General features: G+C 64.9%; 9 protein-coding genes. 4 read left to right on the top strand and 5 right to left on the bottom strand.

The genetic code is table 11. The features are described 5' to 3' along the window. Nucleotides 1–93 precede the first annotated feature (93 nt). Nucleotides 94–1083: a hypothetical protein gene (locus tag SHK17_RS00140; RefSeq protein WP_322920657.1), complete on the bottom strand. Its 990-nt coding sequence runs from the start codon at nt 1081–1083 to the stop codon at nt 94–96. A 745-nt stretch (nt 1084–1828) separates the two neighbouring features. Here SHK17_RS00140 and SHK17_RS00135 point away from each other — a divergent pair. Together SHK17_RS00135 and SHK17_RS00130 are read left to right on the top strand one after the other, a co-directional pair. After that, nucleotides 1829–4909 (top strand): hypothetical protein, encoded by a 3081-nt coding sequence (locus SHK17_RS00135; protein ID WP_322920656.1) that lies wholly within the window; start codon nt 1829–1831, stop codon nt 4907–4909. A gap of 251 nt (nt 4910–5160) precedes the next feature. Then, the gene (locus SHK17_RS00130; RefSeq protein WP_322920655.1) at nt 5161–5877 is read left to right on the top strand and encodes a hypothetical protein; all 717 of its coding nucleotides are present in this window, start codon (nt 5161–5163) and stop codon (nt 5875–5877) included. A gap of 151 nt (nt 5878–6028) precedes the next feature. Here the strand turns inward: SHK17_RS00130 and SHK17_RS00125 are convergent, their stop codons facing one another. Then, nucleotides 6029–6850 carry a hypothetical protein gene (locus SHK17_RS00125; RefSeq protein ID WP_322920654.1) on the bottom strand — a complete coding sequence of 274 codons (822 nt, stop codon included), beginning with the start codon at nt 6848–6850 and terminating at the stop codon, nt 6029–6031. Between the two features lie 229 nt (nt 6851–7079). On the opposite strand from SHK17_RS00125, the gene SHK17_RS00120 reads away from it, so the two are divergent. Together SHK17_RS00120 and SHK17_RS00115 are read left to right on the top strand one after the other, a co-directional pair. Further along, nucleotides 7080–9701, top strand: a complete 2622-nt coding sequence (locus SHK17_RS00120; RefSeq protein WP_322920653.1) for a hypothetical protein — start codon at nt 7080–7082, stop codon at nt 9699–9701. A 597-nt stretch (nt 9702–10298) separates the two neighbouring features. After that, the gene (locus tag SHK17_RS00115) at nt 10299–11837 is read left to right on the top strand and encodes a hypothetical protein (RefSeq protein ID WP_322920652.1); all 1539 of its coding nucleotides are present in this window, start codon (nt 10299–10301) and stop codon (nt 11835–11837) included. Between the two features lie 719 nt (nt 11838–12556). Here the strand turns inward: SHK17_RS00115 and SHK17_RS00110 are convergent. From SHK17_RS00110 to mobF, 3 genes are all read right to left on the bottom strand, one after another. Next, nucleotides 12557–12754 (bottom strand): helix-turn-helix domain-containing protein, encoded by a 198-nt coding sequence (locus SHK17_RS00110; protein ID WP_322920651.1) that lies wholly within the window; start codon nt 12752–12754, stop codon nt 12557–12559. Next, nucleotides 12747–12986, bottom strand: coding sequence for a hypothetical protein (locus SHK17_RS00105; RefSeq protein ID WP_322920650.1), 240 nt, complete (start codon nt 12984–12986; stop codon nt 12747–12749). The genes SHK17_RS00110 and SHK17_RS00105 overlap by 8 nt, the downstream gene beginning before the upstream one ends. Nucleotides 12987–13156: 170 nt before the next feature. After that, a complete protein-coding gene (gene mobF / locus SHK17_RS00100) occupies nt 13157–15853 on the bottom strand; it encodes a MobF family relaxase (protein WP_322920649.1) in 2697 nt (898 codons plus the stop codon). Nucleotides 15854–16223: the final 370 nt, after the last annotated feature.

Below are 16223 nucleotides of genomic sequence, written 5' to 3'. Positions count from 1 at the left end.
ACCGATGCGTAAAGCAGGGGTCTTTCCGCCAGCCTGAACGTCACGACACCGACGATGACTCGGCGTGTGGAAGGAGTGCGTGCGGTCGATCCACTAACTGGTCTCTTGTAGCGCCTGCTCGTACGCGGTGGACACCTCTTGCGCGAACCCCAGGAGCGCGCCGACGTTCTCGGGGGTTAGCCATCCCGCGCTGGTCCGTGCCTGCTTTTCCGTGCCAGCAAAGTGGAAGAGCCCGTTGGCGCCGGTGCGGAATGAATCGGTAGTCAGTGCGTCTACGGCGATGCCACTGTTCTGTCCCGCATACGAACCGAAGGGAACCATGACAGCTCCGTCGTTGAAGACCGCAACCACTGTGCGCAGACCGTTCACCGACGGACCCTTCGCCATGAGCACCATGTGGTTTGAGCCAAACCTGCGCCGGTGACCCGCCGCTGTCCACTGGGTCTCGAGGATGGTTAACGCGTCTCTGAGCGGGTCGTCACCGACCTGCGACAGGAACTCGTCAAGAGTCTTGACCGTCGTCTCAAGTTGCTTCGCCTGCTCGACCGTCGCGGTGAACCTGTTCGGCTGCACCACCGCGGTGAAAAGTGGTGCCCACTTGCTCTCCTCGATGCGGACCGCCCTTGCCTCCACGAGCCAAACAGCTATTCCGCGCTCGGGAGAATGTTCAGCGAGGTCGTTCAGGTACTGCGCGACGGCGCGAAACTCGTCCCGGTGCTGCTCAGCGACGACGACTAGTCCCCTCGCTTCCCTAGCCACCGCATATGCCAATCCTCGCGTCAGGTGGTCATGATCAGCACGCCCGTACTGGTTCTCAACGACAAACTCTGATCCGCCGTCGTCTTGCGCAACGATGTCGATACGCCGCCCCCCAGTGGTCGGCACCTCTGACTCGCCGAGTGAGGTCAAGTCGACGCCGATCGCATCACCGAGCGCGTCGAGCTGTGCAGCAAGCAGAGGCGTGAAGTCGGTGGCCTCGCCTTTCCATGCCTCCGTCAACCTTCCAAAAGTCAGCCTGGCCATCGAGGCCTTCTCGATGATGTTGGATGGCGTCGACACGGGGGGTTGCATCTGCATGGCCATATGTGATCATGTCGACGGCGGGCAGCGGTAGGCGCGCGGTCCCAGTTCCGACAGGACATAGCTGCGCAATTCCCGCCGCGATGCCGCCGCGACCTGTGCTCCGGGCAACACCGGGGGCCTAGCGTCAGGCAAGCGCCTCTCGCCATTTGTGCGGCGAACGCTGCGAGGCTTGGCCGACCCGCCAGGTGAGATCCGTGAACACCCTCCTGCCCTTCAAACCGGACGCGATGACGCCGGCCCAGCTCGCTGCCGTGTCGTACCTCGCTCGCTACTCCGGGCGTACCCACACCCCATGTACGCCTCCCAGCTGCGGCAATTATTCGCCTGGTGCGAGACCAACGCATTCGACCCGCCCACCCGGGATCCCGCGCACCCACATCGAGCTATACATCCGGCACATCGGACAGGCCGGGCTGATGGCGTCCTCGGTCGGCACCTACGGAGCATTACGACCGTGCCTGCGCAAACCTCGACCGCCACGGCGTCCACTTCCTCACCGCGTACGTCGCTGGCGTCTAGGCGGCACGAGGGAATCGGGCAGGAGACTGCAAGCCCAGACTGCGTCTCGCCGGCGAGGCCACACGTCGCCAACAATCAAGCGGCCTTTGTGTCAGTGACTGCCACGATTCCGTGTTACCTCGGTCAGACTTGCTCCAACAGTCGGAGAGCGGGGAACTTGATGGCCACATCGCAGGTCGGGACATGGGAACGAGCAGGAATCGACTCGGTAATCGAGCGGCCACCGGTGAGCAGGCCAATTGTCGTGGTGCGAGGAACCCTCGACATCCTGCCTCTTGACCAACTCGAATGGACTGACTTCGAGGGACTTCTCTGGCGTGTCTTGCGCGACGTCGAAGGTCTCCGAAATCCACAGATCTACGGTCTGCCCGGCCAGAAGCAACTTGGACTCGACATGGTCGCCGAGGAGGCTGATGGTTCTGGCATCGCACTGCAGAGCAAAGACGTCAAGCAGTTTGGGCCCGCCAGAATTGCTGCGGCCGTGGACGCCTTCCGATCCACGACGCGGCCGTTTCCCGTCTCAAAGTTCATCATTGCGGTGAGCTGCCAAGTAAGGAGCACAGCTGCGGTCGACCGATTCAAGGCGCTCCGCGCAGAACTGAGGCCAATTGACCTCATCATGTGGGACCAGCGAGAACTTTCCGTCATGCTCAAGGGCGCGCCTCACATCGTCATCGAGTACTTCGGCAATCTGGTCGCCGAGGCATTTTGCAGGCCGTTCGTCGTCGGAACCACAGTCGTACCGAGCCATGATGTCGTTGCCATCCGCGAGGCGATGGCACGCACTCCTGAGGTCACCACAGGAGCAGGCGTCATGATTGACGAGGCCAAGCGCCTTGCTGGAGCCAGCCCTCAGCACGCACTTGATCTAGTCAATCGCGCCCAGGGTGCTCTGGAAGAGGCAGGATTCGCCGGCCATGCGGCACGGCATGAGGCGCTCCGGGCGTCGCTCCTGGTTGACGTTGGTAGAGGCACTGATGCAACTCGTCGAAGGCTGGACCAGTTCTGGGCCGCGCTAGGTCAGGGGCAAGGCATCCATGCCAGCATCGCGGGCAGCGAGATTCGCACACTTGCAATGCAGGTGAAGAGAAGTGCCGCGCGAGATCATTCTGCCGTCGCCGAGGCTGCTCTCGCACTGTACGAGAATCCTGTCGCACACGTACCGCCCCTTAAGGAACTCTTGACCGGCGAGCCAGACGACCGAGCACGGCTCGCCGCCCTAGCGGGCGAGATCGCCCTGTCGGACGACAATCAACCTTGGTTGGCCGCAAACGCGACGCGACTTCGCCAACTTGCAGACAGGGTTGCGGATGAACGGGACGGTGATGTGTTGCGAGTTCGCCTGCGACTTCTCGCCGCCGAGGGGTCCGGTCGCTGGACGGAGATTCTTAAGGATGCGAGAACTTTAAAGTTCGGGCACGAGCTCATCGGGCTCGTGAATGCAAGGCACGCGAGGCACCTCGCAGGTCAGCAAAACTTCGAGGGAGCGGACCTCGCTTGGGACGAGGCGTCTGGAGCTGCCTGTCTGGCGAAGCACTGGACCGACGCTGCTACGTGGACGTTCAGCCGCCGAGCGTTTCGCACTAGGTGGAGGCTGTTCACGAGCGAGGAGTTGCTGCCAATTCAGACGGCGCTGCTCGCCAAGGGGCCTGATGCGACTGTTCTGCCGCGCGACGAGGACGCCCTGGAGCAAGCGTTGACCCAACTGGGTGAGGACAAGCTCCGTCCGGCCGCCATCGCGGCACAGCGAGCACTTCGGGACGCCGTCACTCTTGCCGACTGGGCGGGTGAGAGCAGGGCTCGTCGCGTCCTCGCGGACGTCTTGCAGGCATCTGGCGAGCCAGGTGAAGCCGCTCATCACTTGGTGCGTGCCGGCAACACTGGCGGTCTTAAGCGTCTTGCCAGTGAGGTCGGCGATGTTTACCTCGACGTGACTGAATATCTCGACGCAAAGCCTTACTGGGTCGTTGGAGCCGCGTACCGATTGTTGGCGCATCAAGCTGATCTCGTCCCGGATGCTTATGCCGCCGTCGTCGCGGACGCCGTGGTTCGAGACCTGCAATCGGCGCGAGCCAACAAGCTGGTCGACATGACCGTGACGATGGACTCCCGGTTCCTGGGTGCCATCGCCGCAATTGGGGGGCTTTCGGAACGTCTGGATGACGTTCAGGCGGAATGCGTTCTTGCGTTCTTCGAATCCCAACCGGCCGTGGACGAGAACCACTATCGGTACCACGACGATGACGAGGCTCAAGCGGTGGCGGGCATCCTCAGCACGCACCTGGAGTTGGAGGACAGGGCTCTATCACACCTCGTGGCCCACCTAGCGCGTTCATCCACCTCGCGCAAGGACAAGGCGTATGCCGCCGTTACAGATCGGATGGACAAGGCCCGACCTTTGCTCGAGGCCCTGGCCGAGAATGGAAACCTCTGGGCTCGGGAGACGTTGGCCGCTGAACGTCCGAGCGAGATCACAGTCGAGGAAGCACACGAAGCTCGTCTTCGCTTGGAAGCATCTCTCGAGTCAGTGCCAGGGGTGACCACAGTGGGACCGGGGGCGGGCGCACTTTCGGATTCCATTCTCGTGCGCAGCCTTTCGCCGACCCATCAGGTGGCCGCGCTGAGGCGGATGCTCGCCAACGCCGCTGACTTGCACGTTGATTCAATTGACCGTGGGGCATACCTCCTGGCCGCTTCGAATCTTGCGCCTCCCCGCGCTAGGACGACTGCCAAAGAGCTCTTCGAGCAGGCGCTCGCGTTGGTCGTATCGCCACCCCGATACGTGACCGATGCCTCCGATGCACGCTTCGCCCATCCACTTGGCGGCTTCAGGATCACCGGCAAGACTGATAGCCGTGCCCAGGCTGCATACGTCGCAGCTGGTCTTGCAAAGACGGCGTCCGAGAAGGAGCGGGTACGTTCGGCCGCCCTTTCGTTGATCGGCGATGCGGCTGCATCGGAGGTTTGGACTACTCGTGCTCTTCAACGACTAGGTGAATCGATGGCCCCTGACATCGGATTCCTCAGCGGGCAGGGGTGGGCTCTCAGGTCCCTTGCTGCCATCCTCTGGGCCCGGACTACCGTGCCAGCCGCAGTGGGTGATCGCCTCGCATCCGACCCTGATCCGCGTGTGCGCCGTGCCTTCGCAGCCGAGCTGGTGACATGTCAAAACAACGAGGGCGCGGGGAAACACAGCGAGAGCGCCCGGAAGCGCGCAACTGCAAGCCGCCGTGTGGCTCGATCGAGCCTGTTGGCCAGGCTTCAAGACGATCCGCGCTTTAGCGTAAGGGTCGCTGCGCGCCTGTAGGCGGTGACTTAGGCGTCAGAGCCTTGCCGGGATTGTCGGCGCGAGTGGCTGCCCCGTCCGTTAGGTGACGAATCTCCCCGTTCGATGATGCAATTGGCGGTGTGTCCGAATATTCGTTCTTAGGCGTCCCGTTCGGTCGCGAGCAGGTTGCACATCTACTCACCGCCGACACGGGCACCTGCTGGTGGTGTCAAGAACGGCCAGCAACCACTGGGGAGCACAAGTTTAAGCGCACCGACCTCACGAGGATGATGACTGACGACTTGGCCTACTGGCGCGACCACGAAGGCAACGTTCGTCCTATCCGAGGCAAGGGCGGCGCCGCGCGCGATCGCTACGGTGTCGTCAAGTTCGTGAAGTCGCTCTGTGCACCATGTAACAACGACAGATCGCAACCGTTCGACACGGCGTACGATGAGTACTCCCGGTTCGCCAGCGACGTTTGGTCTCCGTATCTGCCAGGCGCAAACTTGGAGCGCCTCTACGGTTACTCATGGCCAGAGCGAAACCTCGACTTGGCGCGCTATTACGCCAAGCACTTTGGCTGTCGGATGGTTCGTACAGGAATTCCCGTGCCCGACTCGCTGCGGCAGTTCTTGGATGGTGACTCCGACATGACGGACGCTCACATGGCGTTGGTGACCACGGCGAGTATTCGGAAAGCCAACCCCGACGGACTCACAATCAGCCCCGATGCAGTTCGCACCGACGAGGGATTCACGCGGTTCACGAACTACATCTTCGTGGCCTACGTCGGACCGCTCGGCGTCCGCTACGAGTGGAGGGACGATGGGTTCGCGGCTCGGTCTCAGTTCTTCCACTACCCGAACCCGATTGTGAACCGCTTCCATGACGAACCCGCTGTGTTCGATGGCCGCACCCGAAGAATGGGCCCGGTCACGGCGACGATTCAGATCGTCGAGAAGGGCCGCGCCTGGATGCAGCGATCCCGGGGCCGGCAAAGCTAAGAAACTGCGGCTGCGCGCTCGGTCCACGTCGAGATGACGGCCGCACAATGGGTCAGTCGGCGTGATCCGGCACCGAAGCGCCTGGGTTCCTCTAAGGGAGGGTAGAGAGACCCGACTTGAACGAAGGACAGTCGCTCTCGCTGCCGAGGCACTACGAGGTCCGCAACAGCCCCTCGACCCGGGGCAGTACAACCTGGGCGACGTACTGGTGCAACTCTTCAAGCAGCAGTTGCACGGGCTGGTCGTGAGGCCAGGGGCCCTGATCTCCGAGCGCGATGAAGTTCGAGCCGCTCGCCGTAACCTCAAGGTCCGGATGAATCTCACCACCTTCGAAACGGAACACTCCTAGAACCCCGTCATCTCCGACCGCAGTTGTTTGGAGTTGGCCGCCGACCATCGCCGATCCATCCGGCATGCTGATGAACACTTGCGTTCCGGTAGCGAAGAGCGCAGTGAGGTGCAGATGCCGATGCTTGTCGATGTTCCATAGTTCCGTCAGACGATGGAGCGGATGTGCCGCCGCATCCGTTCGCTGGTAGGGCTGGAACTCTTCAACCGCTGCCATGGCTGCGGGTGAGACACCACCTTCGATCCGGAGGCCACCGGCGGGGCGGGTGGTTAGGACGGGGAAGGCAGTGCGCCGCGTGGGCGTGTTGCCAGCCGCCAAGACCAACGCATACGCGAGGTGATCCAGGGCGGACCTCATCTGGTGCGCGATCTCGCCAACCAGCAAACCCAAGTTCAATGGAGCGGGGTCGGTCACCCGGAGTGCGATGACCAGCGTCTCGCCGTCGGGTTGAATCTCCTGCTGGAGGCGAATGGGATCGGCGTCCAGATAGTTGTGAAGCTCATCGTCGAGTTGAAGCAACAGTTCGAGCGCGCGCGCGATCTTGGCGCGGGCGCCTTGAGCCGAGGTCACGCCGCAAGACTGGCGGTAGCGTGCCCGTTCAGCAAGGGCCTTGTTGGCCAGCAATGTTGCCTGTGCCTAGCGAAGCGATTCAAGAGGATCCGCGGGCAGTTGCGCGCGTCATACCGGCGCGTCATACCGCCGCGATCCGTTCAACAACCTGCTGAGATGGCACATCTGATGCACCCAGGCCGGTTGGGAATCAGCTGGCTAGGGGAGGTTGACTTGACGCGCACGCATCGTGCCGGGGAGTGCACGATCGGAGATGTCGGCTGATGTCGACAGAATGACGCCCATGACGAAGAAGCGGGGCGGTGGGGCGGGCGGGAGTCGCAAGCCCCCAGCAGACGAAGAGGTTGAGACGCTCGAGTTCGAGGGCGGTTCGGCCATCCGTGTAGGTCGTCACATCTTCATGGAGTCGCACACAGACCCAGAAGACTTTGGACGTCGGCTCGAAGCACTCCGTGTGGGGGTCACCGAACTCGAAGCCGCACGAGAGTCGACCCGAGACCGACTCGACAGCGTTCTCGCAGACGCCGACCCGCTCGAAATCCTCGCGCACGCTAGCGCTGTCTACCTCTACAAAGACCCGGACACCTACCGCGAAACGGACGACACCAACTTCCCCACCCACATCGAGTTCCTGGCACTAACCGCGCTGGGCGCCCAGGCGAATCCTCCCGCGGTGAAGGTCTCAGACGACGTTGAGGAAACCGCTGGCCGCAACGGCACACCGAGCTCCGCCACCACTACGACGGCTTACACCGGCGGTGACGCCGACGCCAGCACGAGCGAGAACGACGCTGCTGCGGCGGTGCAGGAGAGCGAGTCCGAAACACATCACGGCGGAGAGCCGCATTGGCTATCTGCCGCTTATGAGACGTACGCGACGACGAATCGTGCCATCGGAGCCGTCCGTGAACTCTTCGAGCAGTCGACCGACCTGCTGTACATGCGATCGATCCTTAAGGTCAACGAGCCAGGAGTGGATGTCGGGTTCGAGGACTTCCGCCGAGAGACCCTCCTGCAGTCACTGAACATTCGCGGGGCGGCCTATGCCGAACACATAGCCGCCGTGCTGGACGGGTGCCTTGGTCCATTCGACGCAGATTGCAAGACCATCCTGGGGTTCACCGCAGATGAAGCCTGGTCACTCTCGGAGGCTGTGAACGTCGTCATCGTCGAACGGGTTGAAGGACGCCTCGCGACGATGTTCACGAACTACGCCAGCCACGAGAAGACTCTAAAGAGGCTCCGTCTCAAGCGACTCCTTCCCAAGTGGATGGCCGCGCTTACCCCCACCCAGCAGAAGAACTGGCTGAAGAAGCGCCTGCAGATGGAGGCGCTTAAGGACGCGTTGCCCCTGATGACCGTCACCGCAGCAGATCTCAGCGCCCAAACCCACCGCGGCGCTGACCACGATGAGTCACTCGATGCCCGTGTTTTCCCGGGTCACAGGCGCACCGTCCGCGTCGATGAAGCATCGGCTGACGCATGGCTGCAGGCCTTCACCTGCCCATCGGACGCTTACAACGAGATGTTCCACCGGCAACCGGCTGGTGGTCACCCGATCACGCAGCGTCCGGTCCTCGAAGTCCCCAACGGCTACCTAGTGCCCGTGCCTACGGCACTTTGGGAGGCCCTACGGCCGGTGATGGAAGACGCTCTCAGGGAGGCGGGGGGCAGGGTGTGGGCGCGTTATGAGCGACACCGGGCCATATGGGTCGAACGCACGGCCACTGAAAGGATCGCTGGGGCCCTGCCTGGTGCGAAGTCCTGGGTCGGGGTCGAGTGGGCGTCAGACGACGACTCGAGCGACCTAGACGGTCTGGTAGGCGTTGATGACTTCGGTGCCCGCATCCAAGCCAAAGCCGGACGTATCTCTCCTCCCGCCCGTCGTGGGGCACCCTCGATGGCCGAGGACGTGAAGACAGTCATCAACGACGCTGCCCACCAGCATGCCCGCCTCGCCGACGCCCTCGAGGCTCACACATCCGCCGAACTAGGGTTCAACGCCGACCAAGCTGCAGCGCTTGAGGCGCCCCTGTCTGTGGAGATCGTTGTCTGCCTCGACGATGTCACCGTCTGGGCCACCCAGACACACAAGCTTCGACGCCTCGTGGCTCTGCCCGACACTCCTCAGGTGCCGTGGGTGCTTTCTCTGACGGACCTCATGGCGGTGACGGACCTCCTCGAAGGTGCCCAACTGGTGCACTACATCACCCGGCGGCTCCGACTGGAGGCGGAACAAAGGGTGGAGACGCACGACGAGTTGGACTGGGTCGGCAACTACCTCGCCCACGGATTGTTCTTCGATGACATCTTCGAACGACCGGATGCGCCAGACGTGCTACGTCTGACTTCCTTCACGGGCCCCATCGATACCTGGTACTTCAGCCGTGCCGGAGTCTTGCGCAAGCCGTTCCCGAAGCCCGAACAACCGATGCCTGATGAGATCCGGCAGCTGCTCCTTGCCCTCGCACGGGACCGGCCAGACCACTGGCTTACCGCGAGTTTGCTCATTCTCAACGGCGACAACGAGGTGCGCGAGAGGCTTGTGGACGCAATGAGCCACACCACGATTCGCGCCCGAGAAGTGGGGTGGTCCGCATGCACCTTCGTCTTCGCCGACTACAGCGTGACGCTCATGGTCGACCAACTGAACTCCGGGCGCCCGTTGCGCCGGCGAATGCGTCAGCATTGGGAGGAGAAGGTGAAGCAGCACGGGCGCCCGAACGCTGTCGCCGTCGGTCTCGGCGCTGACGGGACGCTTGTAGTCGAGTTCATCGAGAACGACCCGGCGCTAACGGTCGGCCACGTGCTTCTCGCGCGAGGAAACCCGGGCGAGCCTGAGGACCTCACCGACGCAACTCGTCCCAATGGCACGGAGAGTCCGTCCACCGACCTGCAGCGATGAGTCCTTGAACCGCCTGTCAGCGTGCCGTTCAACTTCCGAAGCTAGCCGAGATCCGGACGGTCTCGGGTGCGTCACCCGCCAAGTGCGCAGGACCTGCTGCTGGGCTCATACCCCTTGGCTGCAGATGCCCCGTGGCCGCCTGAAGGTCCACAGGGCGTGGTGGACGGCCAGGACATTGCTCGGTCTGACCACGTGGACGCGGTTGGTCCATAGGCCTGAAGCGGCTCGGCGAACACCGCCGGCAACTCTTTGAGGACGCGACGAACCGTGCGCGAGCTCGACGGGCCCGAGGTCCTGCACCGCCGCTTCGGCCATTCCAGCTCGAACACTATTGTTCCGTATGGCAGGCGCAGGTCCAGGCCCAGCCGAACTCAAACTCATGGATGACCTCTGCGACGCGTAGTGGGAGTGAGTAGTCGTCCGACTCAGAGTTGTCGGCGATCTCGGTCGTGCAGAGAACCAGCGCTGACCGCGAATGCTCAACTTTCCGCCGCCGCGCATGACGTTTCTGGAGCCGAGGACCGGTATGAAGTCGGCGACGCTGCAATGCGAGGGTTGCTGTAGGGCTTGGATCGTCGCGGTGTCCTAGTCTCGACCATGCGCAATCAATGGGTGGCGGGACTGCAGGATCGAGTGAGCGCCCGCCTGTTCGACCTAGCCCGACGTCGAGACGAGACCGCTCGCAGGGCGAATCTCCAGCGTCGAATGGCGTCGCTGGCCGCCACGTGGACGGAGCGGACAGGAATCGGCCTCGAACAGATGGCCGTGGGTGTCAACCCAGACGGCCCTCTAGAACAGGTTCTTCTCGGGTTGCGTCTGGGAACGTGCCAGCTCGCGCTTCCCTGTCGGGTCGTCGACGTCGACGCCTCCATTACGGTGACCTACGACGCCCTGCGAGGGAGAGACCTGCGTGTGGTCATGCGGCCACGCGTACCGCTTCAAAACCAGCGCTGGCCCCAGTCCGCCGGCCTTATGCCCGAGGTGCGGCACGTCGAGGCGGATACAAACCCACCCGTCCTGATCGACGGCGTGTTCTTCAATCACCGGACTGACGACGACGACATCGACTCCTACTTGACTGGAACAGCGGAGCTCGTCGAGATCGGCGACGCGTCCGTGTCATCGACGCACTGGGTTGCGCATCTGATCGGCCCGTTCGCGCTCAGTGACCACTGGAATGGCAGCGTGTCCGACGTTGAGGTGTCGCTGGCGGCGTACCCAGTGCCGGACCGTTATTCGGGGATCAGTGCTTGGGCGCGACGCCCTACGCTCGGCTCCTTCCGCGCCCCGGCTGAATGGGCGACATGGCGCAGGGCCGATCTCCAACCCGACGTCGCTCGACTGCTTCGCGTCGAACTCGCGTTCTCGAAGCCGACGTCGGGCCGGGACGCGGAACTGTTTCTCCTCGACCCGGTGTGCCGCCTGCTTCAGCTGTACTCCGGGGCGCGGCCAACCCTCTGCGGTCTCTGGCACCCGCAGCAGCGAGTCGGCCGTCTGCTCGACCTTGGCCGCAGTCTGGTCTCGCGACCACGCCGATCGGTCCACATGATGGTCGTTCTCTCACGCTTCCTAGACGAGGTCGCCCCCGCCTGGGATGCCCTCCCAGGACCAGAGCAGCACGCGCTGAAGGTCGCGATGGACTCGCTCGCAGCGATCCGTGGCGACCTGGAGCCGGGAATCGCCGGCGGCGCGATGACCTTGGAGTTCCTCGCGGACTCCTTCCTTCCGCCTACGAAGAACAGCTACAACCTCACCAAGCCGCAGAAGGACGCCATCCGGCTGGGCTTGGCCACCGTCGCCGCACAGGAGGCGCCAGGAACGACCTGGGAGAGCGACCTGCCGAAGATCGACTCCCGTCTGTTCTTCCCACCCGCTGGCGACCGGCTCGCCCAGCTGCTGCAGACGTTCGGCGTGCCAGCGACAGCCGCCGAGCTTCGCGCCTATACGTCGGTCCGGAACGACATCATCCACGGGCGTCCAGGCGGGTTGCACCTGAAGGACAAGACCGCGGCCCTCCAGTTCGAGCTATTCGCGTGCAGCTTCGTCGTCCTTCGGAAGGCCGGATACACGGGTCAGGTCCGCGACAGCCGGTCAGGGAAGCTCCTCGGCCCACGCCAAGGCAGTCACGTCGTCTGAATAGGCACCGCCGACACTCGAAGGCGGGCTCGTTCACGTGCCTACTTCCTCGGTCGACCCGAGCCGCTGCTCATCGACGGTTGGACCTTGGTCGGCGGTCAGATGGGGCAGTTGCACGGCGAGTTGCGAGACCGAGTCGACTGACGACATTGACAGTGTTGTCAACGTGCGTGCCGAACCCGCATTTGGATGGTGATGAGGGCAGATGGCTGGTCGACCCGGCTGTTCGGCCACCCTGGCTGGATCGGCGCCGGCAGTGGTCAGGTCAAGCCGCCTGACTCCACCGTTCGCTCAACAGTAGGTGCGGACGCCGTATGGGTCCGAAGCGAAGAGGTTGTGGCGGAAGAACTCAATCGACTTCCGTTGCCTCTTCTACAACTTCTCGGACCGCTCGTAAGTCGTTCCTCGAACCGCGCAGGGCGCGGTCTGCGGGGCGCAATTGAGCGCAGCGATCGCTGACGCCGCGTTCCGATCGACCCGCGTTAAGTCGAGTCACTCCGCCGCGGCAGCCTTCTCGCGAGTCGGCCTAGTTGGTCAATTCTGGTGACGCGGCTGACTCTGATGCTGCGGCGGTCAACGAGGCCGTGATAGTCGTCAGGCACGTGCCCGAACATCCTGTCCGGCACTCGAATCGGCCTGGCGGGCATCGAGCCTGATCGATCCGTGTGGACGTCGGTCGGGTTCAGACAGACCTACCATTGAGTCGACGTTCTGCTGCATCACCACCGCGCTGACGGGATCTGCCGCGGAGTCGCCTCCAGGTCCTCGAGCTTGATCCGGATGGCCCGTTTGCCGCAGCGGTAGGCGGGGAGGGTGCCGGCTGCGATCCAGCGGCGGATGGTCTTGACCGAGACCGACATGGCCTCGGCGGCCTCGTCGAGGCTGAGGTAGACCGGGATGGGAGGTCGCTCAGTCATCGGATCGCCCATCCGCGCGTGGGTCGGTGGCGGCGGCAAGGAAACGTCGGGCTTCGGCGACGGTGATGTAGAGCCGGCCGACGCCTTGGAAGCGGGTCCAGCGTGGGCCGACGCCTCGGCGGCGCCAGTCGCGGACGGTGCGCTGTGGTGTGCGGATGAGGTCGCAGAACTCCTCGAACAGGATCAGGTTGTTGTCGTCCCAGTCGTCGGGGATGCCGATGGGTGTCACCATCACGTCGCCTTTCGTCGTGGCCGCTGACGGATTCGGCGACCTGGCCGGAGAAGCAACCGCGCGCTCGCGGATCGGGCATCTGGTGACCGCCGCTGTCGAGACGGGTGCCTCTCCCGGTCTCCTATGTCCTTCAGGCCTTTCCGGGCGATCACTCGAGTCGAGGAAGTTGGTCAGCGACCGATCCCGTGGGAAGTGGGCGGGGAGGTCGGGATCGGCTCCGGCCGCCGCTGTTGGCGATCGCGCAGCGCCGCGGCCTGCAGTCCGATGGGCGCTGGCGGCGCACTGGGTCCGTGCCTGTCGATGTCGTTCGCGGCCCTGTGCGCGGCGTGGCTGGGCCCGAGGTCGGCGCGGTCGCGGCTGAAGACCTCGACCCATTGACTGCGAGCGTCGCCGACCGTGTCGGCGACGAGATGGGCGACGTTGTGGTGGCGCCCTCGCGTCATGGCGACGTACGCGGAGGCGGCGCCGGTGGTTTCGCCGAGCGCAAGGTGAGCGGAGTCGACCGTCTCGCCTTGGGCTCCGTAGGCGGTGGTGGCGAAGGCGAGCTCGACGTGCTCGCGGAAGTACTTGGCGGGCAGCGCGCGTTGGCCGGCGCGGCCCGTGACGAGCAGGCTGCCGTCCTGACCGATCCCGGCCACGGTCCAGGTGTCCCGGTTGGCGACCGCGAGGTCGCGGTCGTTGCGTCGGGTGGCGACCCGGTCGCCGAGACCGATCCGCTCACCACGGCGCGTGATGGGCTCACCAGCCCGCTCACCAGAGGGCTCGCCAGCCTGTTCACGTTGCTGCTCACCGAGCGGCGCGCCGGCGCCGTGGCGGCAGTCGCTGATGGCGGCGTTGAGTGCAGCGACCTGGTCGCGGGTGTCGGCGATGACCAGCAGGTCACCATCATTGGCACCCGTGTGAGCATGGTTGGCGCCGATCGCGGCGAGTGCTGCTGTGCGTTCAACCTCGCTGGCATGGAGGACGAACTGCCCGCGCTCGAGGAGGGCGTCGAAGACCTCACCGGGCCGCTCGCCAGTGCGCATGAGCAGGCTGAGGTCGGCGTACGCGGGATCGCTGAACCGGTGCACGGACTCGAGCTCTAGGTGGCCTGTGGGTGGCACCCAGCGGGCGGCGAGGTCGAGGACGCCGCCGCGACCGACTGCCGGCAGCTGGTGGCGGTCGCCGAGGAGCGCGACGACTGCGTGTGCTCGATCGGCGATCGCGAACAGTGCGCGGGCGGTGTCCTGGTCCAGCATGCCGGCCTCGTCTACGAGCAGGACGTCGCCTGGGAGCAGACGTGCGCGGGCCTCGGGTGCGGCGTCGGTCTTCGACCAGTGGCCATCGCCATCCCAGCGGTAGCCGTGTTGGTGGATGAGCCAGGCGGCGGAGAAGGCGTCGGCACCGACCTGCTGCCGTGCTGCCTGGGCGGCCTTGAGGGTTGGGGTGACGACCACGAGCCGCCGGTCCGCGTCGTCGAGTACGTCGCGTGCGGCGGCCAGCGTCGTGGTCTTCCCGGTGCCGGCCGCGCCTTCAATCACCAGCAGACCGGCGTCCCCGGCCAGCGCAGCGACGACGCGCCGTTGGGCCCGGTCCAGATGCTCGATGCCGCGGAGCCGGACAGCGCCGCTCACCGGCTGAGCGGCGCGTCGAGTAATGCTGTCGACCAGATCGGCTTCGACGGTGAGGACTCGATCGGACGTCAGGCTCCGGACGTGCTCGGGGACGTCGTCGCGGTCCAGCAGCGGCACGCACTGTGTTCGGGCACGCTCGGCGATGTCTTTGACCAGCTCGTGCCGGATCGCTCGGTCGGCGACCACCCCGACGGAGGCGACCAGCCGTTCGGCCTCGCCACGGATGTCGGCGGCGTTCCACGCCGACCGCTTGGCGCCGAGCCGGCTGAGCACGAGGTCCGCGGCGACGTCGCGGTTGAGCCGACCGATCTGGACACCCGGCTCGGTCGCCGGGATGGATGGTGAGGTGAACCCGAGGTCGCGCAGCTCGTTGTTCCACGCGGCGACGAGGTCGGCGCCGCTGTGCGGCACGACCTTGTCCGGTCGTGCGTCGGCCCAGGCACGGCGGTCCCAGGTACGCCGCAGGCGCGGCCCCGGCTCCTGGCCGGGATACTCTGCTCGCCAGTCGGCCTCGTACCGGTCGACGTTGCGGTTGATCTGGGCGGCGCGCTGGCTGAACCCACCGGCGTACGGCGCGAGCTGACGGATCTCGCCGTCGTCGTCGAGCGTGTAGCCGCGCGCGGCAAGCGCCGCCCGGAACTGCCGGTCGCACATCACGGCCGCATGCCCGATCCCGTTGAGCGCCTCGATGCTGTCCAGGACACCGACCGAGTGCAGTCCACGCCACGCCCCGGCCGCGAAAACGCGTGCGTTGATCTGCACGTGCAGGTGGCGGTGCGGGTCGCCGGCGCGCGAGGTGTAGTGGCGCACGACGGCCGCCTCGACCATCTCCACCGGCACCTGCACCTGCCGGCCACGTGGCCCGACCCGGGTGGTGGCATGCTCGGCCACCCACCCGATCACCTCACCAGCCGCTCGATCGATCGCCGCGTCGTACGCCGCCGCGATGTCGGGGTGCAGCGCCGCGGCCAGCGACCACGACTTCGGCCCATTGACGACGACCTCGACGAACCGCAGCCCGCGTGCGTCGTCACGCAGCCGACCCTTGGCCGCGCCGGTCAGCACGTCGTACCCGGCGACCCAGCGCTCGTATGCCGCGCCGTCGAGATCACCGACCCGCCGCACCGCGCCACGGCCGGCGATGTAGTGCTCGGCCAGACCCGTTCCCTCGGCCAAGTAGTAGTCATCGGCGCGCGAGTGGTCGGCCTCGACGTAGGCGCGCGCGGCGGCCGCAGAGCCCCGATAGAACTTCACTCCACCGTGCATCGGCCTCGTCACCGCCCGTCAGCACTCGTCACCTAGCCTTGAAATGACGCTCGGCCCGCCCCGAGGGGCGGACCGATCTACGGACCTTCGTAGCATGCGTGCCGCTCGGTTTGAAGGCTCCGATGCACGGGATAGAGCGGCGACCTACGGACTCGTCATTGTTCGGTCAAACGCGATGCGCGTGGGCCTTGAGTTTGTGAGTTGTGACCGCTGCCAGCCGATGCCCTCTTGGCGAAGATGAAGAGCGAGGCCGCGTGCCTCGACCTAGACCGACGCTTCGCCCCGCCCTCGATCTATGGAATGGCTGTCCAGGGGCTACGCGGTCGATATGTCGTCACCTGGCCGCCCACGCTGAGTA

This window comes from Nocardioides renjunii (genome assembly GCF_034661175.1).
Lineage (GTDB): Bacteria > Actinomycetota > Actinomycetes > Propionibacteriales > Nocardioidaceae > Nocardioides > Nocardioides renjunii.
Note: the sequence above shows the minus strand (reverse complement) of the source record. Positions and strands in the feature narration are given on the sequence as shown.

Bases quoted from the DNA above. Each gene is read 5' to 3' on its own strand.
- SHK17_RS00140 (WP_322920657.1), bottom strand. From the start codon at position 1,083: ATGGCCATGCAGATGCAACCCCCCGTGTCGACGCCATCCAACATCATC.
- SHK17_RS00130 (WP_322920655.1), top strand. From the start codon at position 5,161: ATGACTGACGACTTGGCCTACTGGCGCGACCACGAAGGCAACGTTCGT.
- SHK17_RS00120 (WP_322920653.1), top strand. From the start codon at position 7,080: ATGACGAAGAAGCGGGGCGGTGGGGCGGGCGGGAGTCGCAAGCCCCCA.
- SHK17_RS00115 (WP_322920652.1), top strand. From the start codon at position 10,299: ATGCGCAATCAATGGGTGGCGGGACTGCAGGATCGAGTGAGCGCCCGC.
- SHK17_RS00110 (WP_322920651.1), bottom strand. From the start codon at position 12,754: ATGACTGAGCGACCTCCCATCCCGGTCTACCTCAGCCTCGACGAGGCC.
- SHK17_RS00105 (WP_322920650.1), bottom strand. From the start codon at position 12,986: ATGGTGACACCCATCGGCATCCCCGACGACTGGGACGACAACAACCTG.